Annotated in this window: 16 protein-coding genes; all 16 read right to left on the bottom strand. The window is 28.9% G+C overall.

What is annotated here, in order from left to right; all coding sequences use genetic code 11:
- On the bottom strand, window positions 1–317 hold a 317-nt coding region (locus Q4A58_RS02845; RefSeq protein ID WP_303116442.1), incomplete at its 3' end, for a bifunctional adenosylcobinamide kinase/adenosylcobinamide-phosphate guanylyltransferase.
- An 828-nt stretch (window positions 318–1145) separates the two neighbouring features.
- Window positions 1146–1622, bottom strand: coding sequence for an osmolarity sensor protein EnvZ (locus Q4A58_RS02840; RefSeq protein WP_303116440.1), 477 nt, complete (start codon window positions 1620–1622; stop codon window positions 1146–1148).
- Window positions 1623–1955: 333 nt separating this feature from the next.
- On the bottom strand, window positions 1956–2138 hold the full coding sequence (locus tag Q4A58_RS02835) for a hypothetical protein (protein WP_303116439.1): 183 nt from the start codon (window positions 2136–2138) through the stop codon (window positions 1956–1958).
- A 122-nt stretch (window positions 2139–2260) separates the two neighbouring features.
- Window positions 2261–2389 carry a hypothetical protein gene (locus Q4A58_RS02830; protein ID WP_303116437.1) on the bottom strand — a complete coding sequence of 43 codons (129 nt, stop codon included), beginning with the start codon at window positions 2387–2389 and terminating at the stop codon, window positions 2261–2263.
- A gap of 149 nt (window positions 2390–2538) precedes the next feature.
- Window positions 2539–6141, bottom strand: a complete 3603-nt coding sequence (gene nifJ / locus Q4A58_RS02825; protein ID WP_303116436.1) for a pyruvate:ferredoxin (flavodoxin) oxidoreductase — start codon at window positions 6139–6141, stop codon at window positions 2539–2541.
- 79 nt (window positions 6142–6220) lie between these two features.
- Window positions 6221–7417 (bottom strand): acetate/propionate family kinase, encoded by a 1197-nt coding sequence (locus Q4A58_RS02820; RefSeq protein ID WP_303116434.1) that lies wholly within the window; start codon window positions 7415–7417, stop codon window positions 6221–6223.
- A 62-nt stretch (window positions 7418–7479) separates the two neighbouring features.
- Window positions 7480–8490, bottom strand: coding sequence for a phosphate acetyltransferase (pta, locus tag Q4A58_RS02815; RefSeq protein ID WP_303116433.1), 1011 nt, complete (start codon window positions 8488–8490; stop codon window positions 7480–7482).
- A 250-nt stretch (window positions 8491–8740) separates the two neighbouring features.
- Window positions 8741–9778, bottom strand: a complete 1038-nt coding sequence (ftsY, locus tag Q4A58_RS02810) for a signal recognition particle-docking protein FtsY (protein ID WP_303116432.1) — start codon at window positions 9776–9778, stop codon at window positions 8741–8743.
- 55 nt (window positions 9779–9833) lie between these two features.
- Window positions 9834–10301, bottom strand: coding sequence for a hypothetical protein (locus Q4A58_RS02805; protein ID WP_303116430.1), 468 nt, complete (start codon window positions 10299–10301; stop codon window positions 9834–9836).
- A gap of 12 nt (window positions 10302–10313) precedes the next feature.
- Entirely contained in the window at window positions 10314–11417 is a 1104-nt protein-coding gene (gene yqeH, locus Q4A58_RS02800; protein WP_303116429.1) for a ribosome biogenesis GTPase YqeH, read from the bottom strand.
- The gene (locus tag Q4A58_RS02795; protein ID WP_303116428.1) at window positions 11414–12268 is read right to left on the bottom strand and encodes a tyrosine-type recombinase/integrase; all 855 of its coding nucleotides are present in this window, start codon (window positions 12266–12268) and stop codon (window positions 11414–11416) included. The genes yqeH and Q4A58_RS02795 overlap by 4 nt, the downstream gene beginning before the upstream one ends.
- Window positions 12269–12329: 61 nt before the next feature.
- On the bottom strand, window positions 12330–13655 hold the full coding sequence (trmFO, locus tag Q4A58_RS02790; protein WP_303116426.1) for a methylenetetrahydrofolate--tRNA-(uracil(54)-C(5))-methyltransferase (FADH(2)-oxidizing) TrmFO: 1326 nt from the start codon (window positions 13653–13655) through the stop codon (window positions 12330–12332).
- Window positions 13656–13754: 99 nt separating this feature from the next.
- A complete protein-coding gene (gene topA / locus Q4A58_RS02785) occupies window positions 13755–15998 on the bottom strand; it encodes a type I DNA topoisomerase (protein WP_303116425.1) in 2244 nt (747 codons plus the stop codon).
- A gap of 157 nt (window positions 15999–16155) precedes the next feature.
- Entirely contained in the window at window positions 16156–17025 is an 870-nt protein-coding gene (gene dprA / locus Q4A58_RS02780) for a DNA-processing protein DprA (protein ID WP_303116424.1), read from the bottom strand.
- Window positions 17026–17049: 24 nt separating this feature from the next.
- A complete protein-coding gene (locus Q4A58_RS02775) occupies window positions 17050–17766 on the bottom strand; it encodes a tetratricopeptide repeat protein (protein WP_303116423.1) in 717 nt (238 codons plus the stop codon).
- On the bottom strand, window positions 17747–18961 hold the full coding sequence (gene xseA, locus Q4A58_RS02770) for an exodeoxyribonuclease VII large subunit (RefSeq protein ID WP_303116421.1): 1215 nt from the start codon (window positions 18959–18961) through the stop codon (window positions 17747–17749). Before xseA ends, Q4A58_RS02775 begins: the two co-directional genes overlap by 20 nt.
- Window positions 18962–19068: the final 107 nt, after the last annotated feature.

The following is a 19068-nucleotide window of genomic DNA, read 5'->3' as shown; positions in this document are numbered from 1 at the left end:
ACATCCCAATCTATTTCCCTATCCATTATCATAAAATTTGAAACAAAATTAGTAATGCAGTCAAAGAGTATGACTTGATAGTTCTTAGGAGAAGCTTTTTTTAATACATCCAAAATACCTCTATAAGCTTCCATAGTTTTCCAAGTTTTATCTCTTCTAGCAATATGTTTTTTTATTCTATCTTTCATTTCACTATCAAATGGAATTGCTGTGGCAAAATAAATTTTATTCTCATAGCTATTTTCTTCTATATATTCTTCTGCAAATTTACTTTTTCCACTTCTTGCACCGCCTGTGAAAAATATAATTCTCCCCAATTTTTTCTCCTTTTGATTTATAAATTTTCAAAAAAATTTTATTATATAATTATAGCATAAAAGAACCTAATAAAACAAGAAAAGCCAACTTTTTTTATAATTTAAAAAAGGAAGTAAAAACCTCCTTCTATTCTATGCATATACTTGAAGGATTACGCTCCATTAATCCACTTTTCAAGATTTTTATAAAATAACATCATGCCAGCTCTTAAAATTTTTCCATCTTTTATAAATCCTAAGCTATCTAAAAGTTACTCATTTGTAATATTTAAATCTTTTTCATCCATTCTTTTACTTAAAATAGCCTGTTTTCTAAAAATCTCAAAACTATCTCTCCAAAAATCATCAACAAGAAGATTGTCAAGAGGCATACTGTCCCAAGTTACCTAGGTAGAATTACTATCTCAAGATAATCTTTCTCTTCTTCAGAATACAAATTTACATCAACAATTATTCCAAGAACATCTCTCTTACATTGGCAAAACCACAAATCCACTTCAAATATTCTTCTTTCCAACTCTCTTTCCATTCTATATTTTGTTTTTCTTTATCTCTCATAGTCAGCCTCACATTAAAATATCTAAATCAAAGAATTTTTTTATATAAATTATATCATATTTATTTCAAGTTATATTTATTACTTCTACTAATTATTTATACTATTTCTAGAATAATTTTTATTTCATTTGTTTTCTTTGCTACTTCTTTATCCTGTCTGCCTGCTATTCCACCTAGTATATGTGAAAATTCTTCAAATACTGTTTTTTCGATAAATCCCTTAACAAATAGCCCAAGTCTTAACTTAGGCTATCTATAAAAAATTTATTTTTATTTATTACTGTTATCATAGTTTTCTTTAAACTCAAACATTTCCATTACTTTTTTCCCTAATTCTTCTGCACTAGGTTTTTCTTTAAATATACATTTACATTCATTCCCTTCTTTATCTTTAAAAGGAGAGTATCCATAGCCATCTTTCATACTAAGACTTAATTCGTATTTATTATCATAGTGTTCAAATCCAATCTTATTGTATTCTGATACTACCTTTGTATTCGAATTTAGATTAAAATATTGTTTTCCCCATTTTATATTTGTTTCATTTTCAATTATTTCTTCATCACATTCATTTAATGCCCATAATATTAACTCTCCTATTTTTTTACTATCTTTTTTATTTAAATATGATATAGTACCATAATCTTTTATTTTTCTAAGCCCTATTTTGTTTCTTCCTGTTGGAAGTATTACCATTCTAAAGTTTTCTTCTTTTTTTTCTTTATATATTTCTACTGATAACAACATTTTATATTCCTCCTGTTTTCTTATTTTAATATAATAGTTTCAATTTTAATATTCATTTTATTTGCATTTTCAGATAATTTTTTTAAATTTTCCATTTGGTTATAATTTAAAATTTGGTTATTAATTATAAGCCGTAATACACGAGTATCTATATTCTGATTACTCAATTCTACTTTATTTAATTCGTATTCTGTAAAGTTATTAATTGCCCTAAATCTTTATTTAAATTATCAAATGTTTTAAAGGTTGTTCCTAAGTTATTCCCTAATGCTTTATCTATTTCTAATCCTCTTGTTGTTGTTCCATCTACTTGTAGACCTATATTTCTTTCTGCTACACATTTTCATTATAGAAATATGCAACTTCTAATAAATAAGCAACTAATTTCGTTTGAGGAAAATCAAGTAAAAATCTTCCATATATTGGTTTATATTTATTGCTATCTAAAATCTCTGACATTTTAATAATTTCTTTTTTTATATTCAAAAGAGCATTTTTCCCAATATCATAGTTCATATTTATAATATCTTTTTTAGTATATTTTTTTCTGGTTGTATCAAAATATCATCTATTATTTTTAATGCTTCTTTACATTTTATAAAGACTTTATCTTTTTGTTTCATAGTCCTCACTCCCTTTTACTTAAATACTTCTAAAAGTGTTTTATACTCCCATGGCTTTAAAATAACTTTTTCCTCTTCATTAAAGGAAGCTGGAAAAATGAAACTAGCTAAACTTAAAAAAGTTATTAAAAATATTTTTTTCACTTTTCACCTCTAAATTATATATATAATATATTTAATATATTTTTGTTCTATTATATACTTTTTTTCTTTAGATAGCAAGCAAAAAAAAACTAAAGTGAAGAATTTTATCTTTCACTTTAGTTAAAATTTTTTATTTAATTTTTATAGAATTATTCACTTACTTCTTCTTTTTCTTCCGCATAGTCAAGAGCAGCTAATCTCTTATACTGTCTCCATCTCTTTTGAGCCTCCCTCTTATTTAATTCAAATAAAAGTTTTGCTTCTTCAGGATTAGATTTAGTAAGCGTTTGGAATCTCACTTCACCTAATAAATATTCTTCATATTTTTCCCATTTAGGTTCTCTTGAATCTATCTTCAATGGATTTTTACCTAATTTTTCAAGTGATGGATTATATCTAAATATTGGCCAATATCCACATTCAGTAGCTAATTTCATTTCTGTTTGTGATTGTGACATACCTTTTTTAATTCCATGGTTTATACATGGTGAATATGCAATTATAATTGATGGTCCTTGATGAGCTTCAGCTTCCTTAATTGCATTTAGGTATTGTTGTTGATTTGCACCCATTGATACTTGTGCTACATATATATGTCCATAAGACATAGCTATAGCTGCCAAATCTTTTTTCTTAACAGCCTTTCCTGCTGCGGCAAATTTTGCAACTGCACCCGTTGGAGTAGCTTTAGATGCTTGTCCTCCAGTATTTGAATACACTTCAGTATCCATTACTAAAATATTTACATCTTCATTTGATGCCATTACATGATCAAGTCCTCCATAACCAATATCGTATGCCCAACCATCTCCACCTATAATCCATTGAGATTTCTTAATTAGGTATTGTTTAAATTCAAGAATTTCTTTTGCAAAATCAGTTTCTAGTGATTCTAATTTTGGCACAAGGATATCTCTGATTTCTCTTGTTCTTGCTGCAAATCTTCTATTTTCTATCCAATCTTTGAATAAAGTTTTTAAATCTTCATCAACTTTATCCATATTGTTTTCCATAATTGTTTGTATTCTATCTCTTAAAGCTTCCACACCTATATGCATACCAAATCCATATTCAGCATTGTCTTCGAATAGAGATGAGCCCCAAGATGGTCCTTCACCACATGAGTTAGTTGTATATGGTGTTGAAGGTGCAGAACCAGAATAAATAGATGAACATCCAGTAGCATTTGCTATCATCATTCTATCACCAAACAATTGAGTTAACAATTTTAAATATGGAGTTTCTCCACAACCTGGACATGCTCCGTGAAATTCAAATAGAGGTTGTGCAAATTGAGAACCTTTTACAGTATCAAGTGGCATTAAATCACTTCTATATTCCACGTGATTAAATAGATAATCTGCGTTTTCTTGTTCTTTTGCATCTAATGAGTTCGCAATTGGTTGCATTGTTAATGCCTTTCCTGGTGCTGGACAAACATGTGCACAAGATCCACAACCAACACAGTCAAGTGTAGAAACTTGTATTCTATATGCTAAACCATCTAATCCTTTTCCTATTGCTTTTTTAGTTGCAAGTTCATTTGGTGCAGCCTTTAATTCATCCTCATTTATTAAGAATGGTCTTATAACTGCATGTGGACATACATAAGCACATTGGTTACATTGTATACATTTATCCACATCCCATATAGGAACCTCAACAGCAACTCCTCTTTTTTCAAATGCAGAAGTACCATTTTCAAAAGTACCATCTTCATAACCTAAAAATGCTGATACAGGTAAAAGATCACCTTTTATTGCTGACATAGGTCTTGCTATATTTTTAACAAAATCTGTGTCTGCTTTTGCACCTAATTTAGGAGCTGTACATCCACAACCAGAACCACAAGAAATTTCTTTTACTTTTGGCTCTTCAACTTCTAGATTGACCCAATTAGGATCTACTTCAATTTCTATTACCTCATTTGCCCCTCTATCTATAGCATCATAATTAAGTTTTACTATATCATCACCTTTTTTTGCATATGATTTTTTAGCATAGTCTTTCATATATTGTTGTGCTTCTTCAAAAGGAATAATATCTGCTAATTTAAAGAAAGCTGCTTGCATTATTGTATTTGTTCTTTGTCCTAAACCAATTTCATGAGCAAGTTTAGTTGCATTTAATATAAATAATCTAGCCTTATTTTTTGCTAAATCTCTTTTTATATTATTTGGAATATTTTCTAGTGCTTCTTCCTTAGACCATACACAGTTAAGTAGAAACTTTCCTCCCTCTTGTATACCAGATGTCATATCATATTGGTGTAGATAAGCTGGCACTGAACATGCAACAAATGTTGGTCTTGAAACAAGATAAGTAGATCTTATTGGTTTTTTACCAAATCTTAAATGTGATCTAGTAACACCACCTGATTTTTTTGAGTCATAAGCAAAATATCCTTGTGCATATAAATCTGTTTTATCCCCGATAATTTTTATTGAGTTTTTATTAGCCCCAACTGTTCCATCTGCTCCTAAACCATAGAATAAACATGCCTTTGTTGAAGGATCAGATAGTGCTATAGGCTCTCCTACCTCCAATGATGTAAAAGTAACATCATCTATAATTCCAACTGTAAATACATCTTTTGGTGTATCTTTCTTTAAATTTTCATAGACAGCTAAAATTTGAGCTGGAGTAGTGTCTTTAGAAGATAAACCATATCTTCCACCAATTATTAAAGGAGTATTATCCTTACCATAAAATAGAGATTTTACATCCAATAGTAAAGGTTCTCCTAATGCTCCAGGTTCTTTTGTTCTATCTAAAACTGCAATTCTTTTTACTGTTTTAGGAAATACATCAAAGAAGTATTTTTCTGAAAAAGGTCTATATAGATGAACAGAAATTAATCCAACTTTTTCTCCTTTTTCTACTAAATAGTCAATAACTTCTTGTGTAGTTTCACATACAGAGCCCATAGCTATTATTATATTTTCAGCATCAGCTGCTCCATAGTAATTAAATGGCTTATATTCTCTACCTGTTATTTTTGTAATTTCCTTCATATAGTCAGCAACTATGTCAGGTACAGCATCATAAAATTTATTTTGTACCTCTCTTGTTTGGAAATATATATCATCATTTTGAGCTGTTCCTCTTGTAACAGGATGCTCAGGGTTCAAAGCTCTTTCTCTAAAGGCTTGAACTGCTTCCATATCCAATAATTTCTTTAAATCATCGTATTCCATTACTTCAACTTTTTGAATTTCATGTGATGTTCTAAATCCATCAAAAAAATGTAAGAAAGGAACTCTAGATTTTACCGCTGCCAAGTGAGCAACTCCTGCTAAATCCATAACCTCTTGAACAGAATTTGTTCCTAACATTGCAAAACCAGTTTGTCTTGCAGCATAAATATCTTGGTGATCTCCAAATATTGATAAGGCTTGTGCTGATATCGATCTTGCAGATACATGTATAACACCTGGTAGTAATTCTCCAGCTATTTTATACATATTAGGGATTTTTAAAAGTAAACCTTGAGATGCAGTATAAGTTGTAGTTAAAGCTCCAGCTTGTAAGGAACCATGCACAGTTCCTGCTGCTCCTCCTTCTGATTGCATTTCAACTAATTTTACTGGCACTCCGAACATATTTTTCATTCCTCTTGATGCCCATTCGTCAGTATATTCAGCCATCGGCGAAGATGGTGTTATTGGGTAAATCCCAGCCACTTCAGTAAAAGCATATGCTGCATATGCAGCAGCTTGGTTCCCATCCATTGTTTGCATTTTTTTAGCCATGTCGTTTCCTCCTTATTTAGAATTTAAAGCGTTTAATTTCTAAATCACAATTTTTAATTACATTTAATTTTTAATCTATTTATTTTACTAATCTATAAGTATCTCTAGCTATTACTAACTCTTCATTTGTAGGTATTTTATATACTAGAACTTTTGAATCATCTGTAGAAAGTTTTACATCACCTTTTTTTCTGACAGAATTAACTTCTTTATTAAGTTTAATTCCTAAAAAGTCTAAACCTTCTAAAACTTTTTCCCTAACAGTTGCTGAATTTTCTCCTATACCACCAGTGAAGCAAATAGCATCCACTCCTCCCATCACAGCAGCATAAGCACCTATATATGATTTTATTTTATAGTTAAAAACCTTTTCAGCAAGTATTGCTCTTTCATCTCCAGCTTCTGCAGCCATTTCTAAATCTCTACAATCTGAAGATTTTCCAAATAGTCCTAAAATTCCAGATTTCTTATTAAGTCTTGCATCCATCTCATCATCTGTTAAGTTTCTTTTATTTTTTATAAATAAAACAGCTGCTGGATCTATATCTCCACATCTAGTTCCCATCATTAGTCCTTGTAATGGAGTTAAGCCCATAGAAGTATCTATAGATTTTCCATCCTTTACAGCTGAAATTGAAGCTCCATTTCCTAAATGGCAAACTATAATTTTAGATTGCTCTGGATTTCCCATAATTTCTCTCATTTTTTCTGAAACAAATAGGTGTGATGTCCCATGAAAACCATATTTTCTAACTTTTAACTCCTTATAATCTTCATAAGGCAAAGCATACATAAAAGCTTCCGCAGGCATTGTCTGATGAAAAGCAGTGTCAAAAACTCCTACATTTTTCTTTCCTGGCATAAGCTCCATACAAGTCCTAATTCCCATTAAATTTGCTGGGTTATGTAATGGTGCTAAATCATTGTTAGACTCTATTGCTTTTAAAACTTCTTCATCAAGTAATACAGATTTAGCAAATTCTTCTCCACCATGAACAACCCTATGTCCGATAGCATCAACTTCATTTACTGAAGAAATAACACCTATTTCCTTATCTGTTAAATGAGAGATAACTAATTCCAAAGCTTCTTTATGACTAGGCATAGGAAATTCTATTTTCTTTTCAAAATCTCTTGCTACAACTTCATATTCCATTTTAGAGCCATCTATACCTATTCTTTCGCAAATACCTTTGGCAAATACCTCTCCACTTTCTGGGTTAACTAATTGATATTTTAAAGATGAACTTCCACAGTTAATTACTAAAATTTTCATTTTAATCCTCCATAAATTTTTTATAGTATTTATCTTAGCATAATATTTCTAAATTATTCTAATTAGAAGTTGCAATCTGTACATGCTTGTGCAGATGTAATTGCAGTTAAAACTACTATATCTTCAACTGAACAACCTCTTGATAAGTCATTTATTGGAGCTGCTAACCCTTGTATAATAGGTCCAAATGCTTTTGCTCCCGCTAATCTTTCCACTAGTTTATAGCCTATATTACCAGCAGATAAAGTAGGGAATATCAAAACATTTGCATTTCCTGAAACATCAGATAAAGGTGCTTTTATTTCACCTATAGATTTTACTAAGGCTGCATCTGCCTGTAGTTCATCATCAAATCTGAATTGAACATTTCTAGCTCTTAAAATTTCTCCTGCTTCTTTAACTCTATCTACACATTCGTGTTTCGCTGATCCCTTCGTAGAGAATGTCATTAATGCTACTCTTGGATTAATACCTGCTATTTTTCTTGCAGTTTCTGAAGCTGATGTTGCAATATCAGCTAGTTGTTCTGCAGTTGGTAGAGGAATTACTGAACAATCACCAAAAACAAGAATACTTCCAAATAATTCTTTAAATTGTGATAATTCCATTATAAAAACTGAAGATACTGTTTTCACTCCTGGAATTGTTCCTATAACTTGTATTCCTGCTCTTAATACATTTGCTGTAGGTGAAGCTGAACCAGATACCATTCCATCAGCATCTCCCATTTTTACTAACATAGCCCCAAAAAAATTAGGATCTGTTTGTAATATTTTTTTTGCCTCTTCACGAGTCATACCCTTTTTAGATCTTATTTCTACAAGTTTTTCCACATAGTCATCCATTCTTTCAAAATTATAAGGGTCTACTATTCTTGCTCCAGTTAAAGATACCTCATAGGCTCTAGCACTTGTTGCTATTGCTTCTGGGTTTCCAACAAGAATTGGTTGAGCTAGTTCCTGTTTTATGATTTCGGCTGTTGCCTGTATAACTCTTGCATCATTTGCTTCTGGAAGGACTATTCTTCTATTAGCTTGCATTGCTTTTTTTCTAATTTGACCTAAAAAACTCATTTTAAAAACCACTCCTCACTTCCTATATTTTATAATAAAAATTTTAAACTTCATTAAGTATATATTAACACTATTTATGTCGAATTGCAATATTTATTCTTAATAATATTTCTATTTTTTAAATATTTTTTAATTTTATCTTATATATTCTTTATTAACTTTGTAGTCTTTTTTATATAATAAAAAAAGTAAGATTTTTTTAATTATCTCACTTTCAAAAAATTAAGTTACACTTAACATATTTTTAATATTAATTATCAAAAATGGCTTTTATAAAATCTTTAGCATCAAATTCTATCAAATCATTAATTTTCTCACCTAGTCCAATAAATTTTATTGGTTTTTTCAATTCTTCTGAAACTGCAAAAACAATACCACCTTTAGCAGTTCCATCTAATTTCGTCACAATAAAACCTGTCAGCTCAGTAACTTCATTAAATTCTTTAGCTTGATTTAAACCATTTTGTCCCGTTGTTCCATCTATAACAAGCAAGGATTCATACTTTTTCTCACCAATTTTTTTCTTTATAATAGTATTAATTTTTTCAAGCTCCCTCATAAGATTGGCTTTATTATGTAATCTCCCAGCTGTGTCTATAATAACTACATCTGCCCCACTAGACTGTGCTTTAGCAAGGGTATCAAAAACAACTGAGGCGGGATCACTTCCCTCTCTACCTTTTACTATGTCCACATCTGCTCTTTTTGCCCATTCCTCTAATTGCTCCACAGCAGCAGCTCTAAAAGTATCAGCAGCTCCTAATAAAACTCTTTTTCCTAATTTCTTATACTTTGAAGCAAGTTTTCCAATGGTAGTTGTCTTTCCTACGCCATTAACACCAACAATTAATATTATATTTAACTCATTATCCTTTAGTACTATTTTATTATTTTCAGTAATTAAAAATTCTGTCATCAGTTCCTTTAATAAACTGTATACTTCTTCACTTTCTGAAATTTTTCTAATTTTTACTTCTTTTTCCAGATTAGTTATTATTTTGGTAGTCATATTAAGACCTATATCCGACTGAATAAGCAGGTCTTCAAGTTCTTCATAAAGAGCATCACTTATTTTTGACTTAGTAGTGAAAATATTTTTTAGCTTTGAAAAAAATCCTTCTTTGCTCTTAGTTAATCTTTCAGAAATATTAACTTTTTCCGAAATTTTTTCTCCTTCAACTATTTCAGATATTTCAGATTTTTTGACTTCATCTGTTTTTATTTCAGTATCTTCATTTTTTTCTTTTATTTTTTCTTTATTTTTAAATAACTTATTAAATAAATTCATCTTTCCTCCAAATTAAAGATCTTATAAAATTGATATTTTTCATTTGTAGTTTCATTTAAAATGAATTCCAATCTATACTTTGGTCAAAAAAATTATAAGGTAAATTTATATGGATCTCACCAGTTTTCTTATTATAATTCCAACCCCCATCAAAGCTTGGTTCTTTAAAATTATCTACCTCATTGACCTTATTCGTCGCTTCTAAACCTTTAAACTCTGGTGTGCCTGCTAGAACCTCTGAACCATAAACATCTTTAAAATTAATCTCTTTATTATTAGTCAATACAATTTTTATTAGAGAAAGTTCATCTTTAGCTCCTGTTAAAGCCAAATCAGGAAATTCTCCTGTCTTCAAATAGTATTCATCTATGGCAATTCTCAAATGTTTTATCTGATTTATCATATCTTTTGCATAATCTATATCTGAATTATTACTCCTTGCTATGGATACGAAAAATAAGCCAGCTAAAAGCAAAACAGGTATAAGTGAAAAATTAAATAATTTTATTTTTAATGCCTTCATAGCTATCCTTTCCTATCTTCTAGGGTCAATAAAAGCTTTTCTATTTATTAACTCTGTTCCTTCTGGCATAGTTAATTCAATCAACAATGGACCTCTTTTAACTGATAACCAACCTAAGCCTTTAAAAACTAATTCTTCTCCTTGATTAATTTTTATAATTTTTTTACTCTTTTTTTGCCCATTAAATTTTTCTCTGCATTTTTCACAGGGAATATTAAAAAAATTATTTTCACTTAATTCTCTTGCCTTCTCAATATTAGTTTCATGAAAAGGAACTTCTCTTGAAGAAAATAATGTAAATATAGGTTTTATATCCTCTTCATTTAATATTTTAAATTGTAATAAGTTCCCTAGCATTATAACCCTGTCTTTTTTAGTTTTAAAAGTCTTCCTTGAAATTTCTGTAGCTGGAACAGTTTTTTGTGCACATGCATCACAAAGGAAATCTGATATTCTTCCTTTTGGAATTAAACCAGGAGTATCATATAGTCCAATATTTGTATAAGGTATCATATTTAAGATATTCTTTAGTGTTGTACCAGGATACTTTGAAACAGTGGCAATTTTCTTACCTACAAGTCTGTTTATTATACTTGACTTGCCTACATTTGTTACTCCAATTACCATACCATTCACACCATTGGGATAGAAATATTTAATTTTCTTATAGATTCCGTTTATACCATAATTGTTTTTTGTACTGACTATTGCTATATCAAGAGGAGCAATCCCCTCTTCTGCCAGTCTATTTTTAACCCAATTAGCAACCTCAGAAGGATGCTTGTCTGTGGGAACCAAATCTAATTTGTTAATTATAATAATCGAATCTTTTTCTCTCAAAATATCAAGTATATCATCATCAAATGAACCCTCAAAATCAATAATATCAAAAACTGGAAGAACTAAGTCAATTTTATCTAAAAGCTGATTGACTTCCTTCCTATAGTCTTCTCTCGTTAATTTGTTCAAAGTATATTTCCCATAGTTTTTCAATTGAAAGCATCTTTGACAATACATATCTTCATTTTTTTTAATTTCTTTAGGAGTATAGCCTTCTAAATTGAGATCTTCATTTTGTAATTTTATTCCACAACCTATACAACATTTCTCAGTCATAAAACATCCCTCCTAATAATTTTTTCATAAGCAATGAGTTGCTCCATACCACTCATATCCAGTAATTTTCCAAGATATTCTTTAGGCATACCATTTTTTAACATAGTTATACAAAAAGTATGTCTTATGGTATAAGTACTAAATTCTTTTTCTATTTGAGCTTTTTCTTTATATTTTGATATTATTCTTCTTATTGATCTATCAGTCAATCTCTGATTTGAGTTATTTATAAAAAGAATATTTTTATTATTTTGTGTTTTAAACTTGTCTTCCTTTATCTTTAAATATTTTTCATAGGCAAATTTACAGTTCTCTGAAAAAAATAAAAATCTCTTTTTTTTATTTTTAAAAAATTGTATTTCTCTTTGCTCAATGAGAAAATTTTGTTCTCCCAGACTTAATAACTCTGAAACTGTTATTCCTGTTGAATAAAGAAGTTCAAATAAAAATCTATCTCTAATTGCATTAAAATTATTTCCTTCTATAGCAGTTCTAAATTTTTTTATTTCTTCATCTGTCAAATACTCTATTTTCTTTTCATTATTTTTTATATTTTCTAAGGGTAAAGTTATATTTTCAGTCACCAAATCATTACTTTTTAAATACTTATAAAATTTTTTCAAAGAAGACAGTCTTCTGTTGAATGTAGAAATAGAAACTTCAGAATCTCTTAGTTCATAAAAGTATTCCTTTAACATTAAAAAATCAATACTCCTAACATCATTTATATTTTTTTGCAAAAAATAATTCAAAAAATTTTCTATATCATTTTTTACAGATATTATCGTATTATATTTTTTATTTTCTTTAAATTCCAAATGATAAATATAGTCTTTAAGTAATTTTTGCATAATAAAACTATCCTTTATATTTTTTATATATTATATAATAGTGCCTTTTACAATGCAATTTTTATTTTTTTATTTGATTTTCTGTCAAATAAGAGCTTAGATAAGCCAATGCCTGTGTTGAAATTTTTTTATATTTTTCTTTTTTATCCTTTATTTTTATTTCTTCTAAATTTCTTATAATTCCAAAATTGGGCCCCATAGGTTGGAATTTCTTCTTCTCTTCTGTTATATAATTTATTATAGAACCTATGGCACAAATATCATCTAGTATAAATTCTTTTTCTCCCTTAAGCCTTCTAGCGATATTAATTGCAGCATAAAGACCTGTTGCTATAGCACATACATAACCTTCTCCACCAGTTATTTGACCAGCAAAATATATATTGTCTTTTGATTTTAATTTCAAAGTCTTATCTAAAAGTTTTGTAGAATTTATAAATGTATTTCTATGCATTACTCCATATCTTATAAAGTCTGCATTTTCTAATCCTGGTATCATAGAAAAAACTCTTTTTTGCTCTCCAAATTTTAAATTAGTTTGAAAACCTACTATATTATATAATTTCCCCTCCTTATCATCCTGCCTCAACTGCACAACTGCATAATCCATTTTTCCAGTTCGTGGGTTTATAAGTCCCTTTGGTTTTAAAGGTCCAAAAGTCATAGTTTTCTCGCCACTTGCTGCTATTTTTTCAATTGGCATACAGGCATCAAATAATTTTTCTTTTTCAAATTTTTTAAGTTCTGCTCTTTCAGCATTAATAAGTTCTTTATAAAAATTATGATACTCTTGTTTATTCATAGGGCAGTTTATATATTCTCCCTCTCCTTTATCATATCTGGATTGAAGATAAGCCACTTCCATATTAATACTTTCAAAACTTACTATAGGGGCTGCAGCATCATAAAAATATAAACTTTCTTCACCTGTAAGCTTAGAAATATTTTCAAACAGTATATCAGAAGTCAGAGGTCCACTTGCTATAAGAACTATATTTTTTTCTCCTATTTCAGTAAATTCCTCTTCTATAATTTCAATATTTTTCATACTTTTTAAAGTTTCTGTTATTTCTTCTGAAAATCTATCTCTATCAACTGCAAGAGCTTGACCTGCTGGAACTCTATTTTTGTCTGCCAACTTTATAAGCAGTGAGTCAAGCATTCTCAATTCTTCCTTCATAAGACCAGAAGCATTATCCAAATTATCGCTACCCAAAGAATTACTACATACTAACTCTCCAAAATAATCCTTAGAGTGTGCATCAGTTTTTTTGTTCTTTTTCATTTCGTAGAGTTTAACTTTTATTCCTCTTTTAGCAAGTTGATAAGCTGCTTCAGAGCCAGCAAGACCTGCTCCTACAATTATTACTCCTTTATTATAATTCATACTCCTTACCTTTCTATCTTAGAAATTTTAAAAGAGGTTGTCGCAGTTTCATCTTGAATAAAGTTTTGCAACAACCTCAAATTCATTTTAAATATACTTCTATTTTATTTTCTTTATGTTTTTACAATCTGGATATCCTGTGCAAGCTAAAAATTTCCCCCATCTTCCATTTCCAACCTTAAACGGTCTACCGCATTTTTCACATTTTCCTGCTTGTTTTAAAATTCTTTCCTCTTCTTTTTGAAACTTTTCAAAACTTTCCTTTATAAAAAGTAACCCATCCTTTTCAAGAATCAGATTTTTTTCTAACTTATCCTTAATTTCTTTAGGTATAGTTTTCCTTATTCCATCTTCTTTATAATTTTCACTCTCTAAATAAGCTCCAAATCTTCCATATTTTAAAAATAAACTGCTTCCTGTTTCAGAAAGTAAATCTGTTTTTTGACCTATTTTTTTCTTATTTAATAAGTCTAACTGCTCTTTTACAAAAATTTTACCCTTTTTTATATCCTCTATTGGTATAGTTATTCCTTTTAAAGATATATTTTCTTTGCTCTCTGGATCTGGGGATGCAAGATATTTCCCAAATCTTCCTATCTTCATTATAAGATTGAAATCTCCTTCTTTAGATTTTACATCGGATTCTACTACTCTTTCAAGCTCTTTATTCAACTCTATCTTACATTTTTCTTCAAAGGTTTGCAGCTCTTTATAAAAAACTGTTAAAAGATCTAACCAATTTTTTTCTCCACCATCTACTTCATCCAATTCATCTTCTAATTTTGCTGTAAACTTTATATTCATTATATTGGGAAAATATTGATCCAGCTTAGATTTTACCTCATAACCTATATCAGTTGGAACAAAACTTTTATTTTTTAGGCTTACATATTCTCTCTTTTTTAATGTATCTATAATACTTGCATATGTTGAAGGTCTTCCTATTCCCTCTGTTTCTAAAGTTTTTACAAGTGAAGATTCTGTAAGTCTTGAAGGCGGCTTAGTGTAATCTTCTTTTATATCTAACTTTGTTAATTTAAATATATCTCCCTCTTTAATATCTGGAAAATCACCTAACGCTAAGTCTTCTTCTTCCTTAAAAATTTTATAATATCCATCAAAAATTATTTTATTTACACTTCCTCTAAATTCAATATTTTCTCTATTTAAAATATACTCAAATTGCTCATATTTCATAGCTGCCAGTTGTGAAATTAAAAATCTTTGCCATATTAAATTATACAATTTAAATTGATCTTTATCTAAATATTTCATTATTTCTTCGGGAATTAAGTTAATATTTGTAGGTCTTATTCCTTCATGGGCATCTTGAATTTTCTTATTATTTTTTTTAGTCTTTACATCAGTTCCTAAATATTCTTTACCCAAATTTTTTAAAATATAATCCTTTGTCATCTCTTTAGCTTCATCAGAAATTCTTGTTGAATCTGTTCTCATATATGTTATAAGCCCTTTAAGCTCCCCTTTTATTTCAATTCCCTCATATAATTTTTGTGCAACTGACATAGTCTTACTAGCAGAAAATCCTAAATATGAAGAAGCTAACTGCTGCAGTGTACTTGTTTTTAATACTAAAGGAGGATTTTTAGATTTTGCTAAAATCTTAGATGAAATAACTTTGTAGTCTTTATCTTGAGTCTTTTTTACCTTCTCTAATAAAGCCTTATCTTTTAATTTTTCAATTTTTTCCTTCTCTACTTTATATAGATTTAAATTATATTTATCATCAAATAAACCTTTTACTTCCCAATATTTTTCTGGAACAAAAGCTCTTATTTTATCTTCTAGTTCACAAATTATTTTTAATGCAACTGACTGAACTCTTCCTGCACTTGTATTGGGTGATATCATTTTCCAAAGAAAAGGACTTATTTCATAACCCACAAGTCTATCTAGTATTCTTCTTGCTTGTTGTGAATTTACCTTATTTATATTAATTTTTCTAGGTCTTTTTACAGCCTCTTTTATTGCTTTTTCAGTAATTTCATTGAACTCTATTCTATTATTTTCTTCTTGATTTAATTTTAATGCATTTGCTATATGCCATGCAATTGATTCTCCTTCTCTGTCTGGGTCTGAAGCTAAGAAAATTTTATCAGCTTTTTTTGCTGCATCTTTCAATTGTTTAACTATGGCTCCCTTACCTTTTATAGTATTATATGAAGGCTTAAAATTATTATTTACATCAACACCAATTTTAGTTTTTGGTAAATCTATTATGTGACCATATGAAGACAAAACCCTATACGATTTTCCTAGTATCTTCTCTATTGTTTTAGCTTTCGCTGGAGATTCAACTATAACCAATTTATTCTTTGACAATGGTAACACCTCTCAATTAAAAATTTCAAAAAGATTATAACAAAAGTCTAGCATATATGCTAGACTTTTTTCTCAATATTTAGAAGAAAAGCTTATTTTTCTTTTTTTATTTCTTGTAAAAGCCACTTATTTAGGGTTTTTAACATAAGTTTTACATCTATAATAATTTTATATATTTTCCTCCCGCCAATCCTTTTATTACTCCTTTTATTTCCAAATCCATAATTTCAGTTAAAATAGTACTTAAATCCAAATTTAATTCCTGTACTAAACAATCTAAAGTTTTTTCACTTGATAAAAAATTTAAAATATTCTTTTGAATTTTAGAAAATTTTTCAAAGTCTTCCTCAAACACGTTTAATTTATATTCTGTTAACCAAGCATACTCTTCTAAGATTTCATCTGCTGAAATTAAAAGTTTTGCTTTACTATCTCTGATAAGACTATTACAGCCTTTGGCATTTTCTGAAAATATATCCCCTGGAATAGCAAAAATATCTCTTCCCTCTTCCAATGCCATATTAGCAGTTATTAAACTTCCACCTTTTTCCTTACTTTCAATTACAACAGTAGCTCTTGATAAGCCTGCAATTATTCTATTTCTCTTAGGAAAATTAACTCTAAATGGTTTAGTTCCATATTCATACTCGCTTAAAATTAGACCATTTTCTTCTATTTTTTTCCATAAATTTATATTAGTAGCAGGATATATGACATCTAAACCAGCTGCCACAACAGCTATAGTTTTACCATTGTTCTCAATACAAGTTCTATGGCATATACTATCTATTCCCATAGCAAAACCACTTACTAAAACAACATCCGCCTTAATAAGTTTTTTTACCAATATTTCACAACATAGCTTACCATATGAGCTATTTCTTCTCGTTCCAACTACTGATATCATCCTTTCATTTTTTAGTAAATCTATATTTCCTTTGTAGTAAATCTTTTTAGGTGGTTCACAAATATTTTTTAAACTTTCAGGATAAATATCATCATCAATAGTAAAAAAATCATTTTTCATAGAATCCCCCATAAAAACCAGTTTTTACTTTCTTTCTCCACTCTTTGAAATTCCTCCCATCAGAGTTTTTAAAAGTTCAGAGTTTGGATATTTTTTTAATCCTTCAGCTACTATACTATAAGCTTCTTTACTTCTTCCTAATTTAAAGTACACATCTCCTAATGCAGCATAACCTTCTACAGCTGAAGTCATAGATATATATTTCTTTAAATCATTTATAGCTGAATCGTAATTATCCATATTTCTATTTGCCAAAGCTCTTCCTAGATAATTCTCTGGAAAAGATGAATTTATTGATATAGCTTCATTATATTTTTGAACTGCTTCCTCATTTTTCCCCATAAATCTATAAGTTGTAGCAGCTCCAAAAAGATTTCTTAAATCCCTGTTACCCATTAAAAATATTTTATTAGCTCTTTCATAATTATTCATAAGCATATATTGATTAGCTAAAAAAAATATTGTTTCACTATTATATGAAGCACTCTCCAGATAATTATTTAGCTCTCTATCATATTGGGCATAGAGTGATTTCAAGTTTCCCCTATTTCCAGGAATAGCAATCTGTCTATCAATTTCTCTTAAAATTTGAGGCCTATATTCATATATTCTCGTAACTTCTTCTGACTCTACCTTTTCTATTTTTTCCTCATTGTTTGATTCTAAAACTTTTATTTCTCTTATTTCTGAATAAGCAATAAGGTTTAAAATAATAAAAAGACTAGTTATTAATTTTTTCATAAATTTTCTCCTTAACTACACTTATAATTTTTCCACCTTTTACAATGGTTTTCATTTCATCATTAATTTTTACCTCTTCAATATCAGAAAGTCTTTTCCCTTTTACTACACTAACTGTGTAACCTCTTTTTAAAGTATTAATTGGATTTAATACAATTAGTTTGTCTAGTTTATTTTCTAAGCTCTTTCTTTTTTCGTCCATACATTTTTGTACAAGTTTTTTCAATCTTTCTTCTTTCTCAATAATTTTTTCTCTATTTCTATCAAAAATCTCTAAAAATTTCTTTAAATTATGATTTTTTGTTCTCAAAATAAAATTGTTCTTCATATTTATTAATCGAGTTTTAAGTATATTTACTATATATTTTTCTTTGTTTTCTAAGTCTAAAATAAGATTCTCTTTATCTGGAATAGATAATTCTATAGCCTGCGTTGGAGTAGCTGCCCTTGCATCAGCTACTAAATCAGTTAAAAGAAAGTCTATTTCATGTCCTACAGCAGAAATTATTGGCTTCTTTGAATTAAAAAATGCCATTGCTACTTCCTCTTCGTTGAAGCTCCATAGGTCTTCCACACTTCCTCCACCACGCCCAGCTATAATTAAATCTATTTCATCAACTTTATTTAATACTTCTATTCCTCTTACTATTTCTTCCTTAGAGCCTAGTCCTTGTACCTTTGCTGGATAAACATAGATATTAATCGAGCTGAATCGCTTCCTAGTTGTCTTTATTATATCCTGTAAGGCTGCACCTGTAAGTGCTGTTACCACTCCTATATTTCTAGGGAAATTAGGCAATTTTTTCTTATGAAGTCCATCAAAATAGCCTTCATCTTCCATTTTCTTTTTAATTTTTTCTAATTTCGCAAACAGTTCACCTAAGGAATTTCTTTTTTCAATAAATCTTACAAGAATTTGAAACTCGCCTTTAACTTCATAAAAGCTTACATCTCCAAATAGCTTAATTAAATCTCCCTCTTTTAAATCTTCAGGAATTTTTTTTATTCTATAATTAAAAGCAGCACATTTTATTTGTGCTTTCTTATCTTTTATTGAAAAATATAAATGACCACTCCTATAATATGTTATATTCGATATTTCTCCCTCAATAAAAATCTCTTGAAAATCATCTATGTCATCTATATAAGTTTTTACCATTTGATTAAATTCGCTTACTGAATATATTTTTTCCATATTTATGCCTTTCAAAATTTTAGTTTTCATTATAATCATAACTTATTAGTTATGATAAGTCTACAAATATTTTAAAATTTCCTATTCAATATAAAATTTCCTATTCA

This window comes from Fusobacterium sp. (genome assembly GCF_030528405.1).
Classification (GTDB): Bacteria; Fusobacteriota; Fusobacteriia; order Fusobacteriales; family Fusobacteriaceae; genus Fusobacterium.
This window is presented reverse-complemented; position numbering and strand designations above follow the sequence as displayed.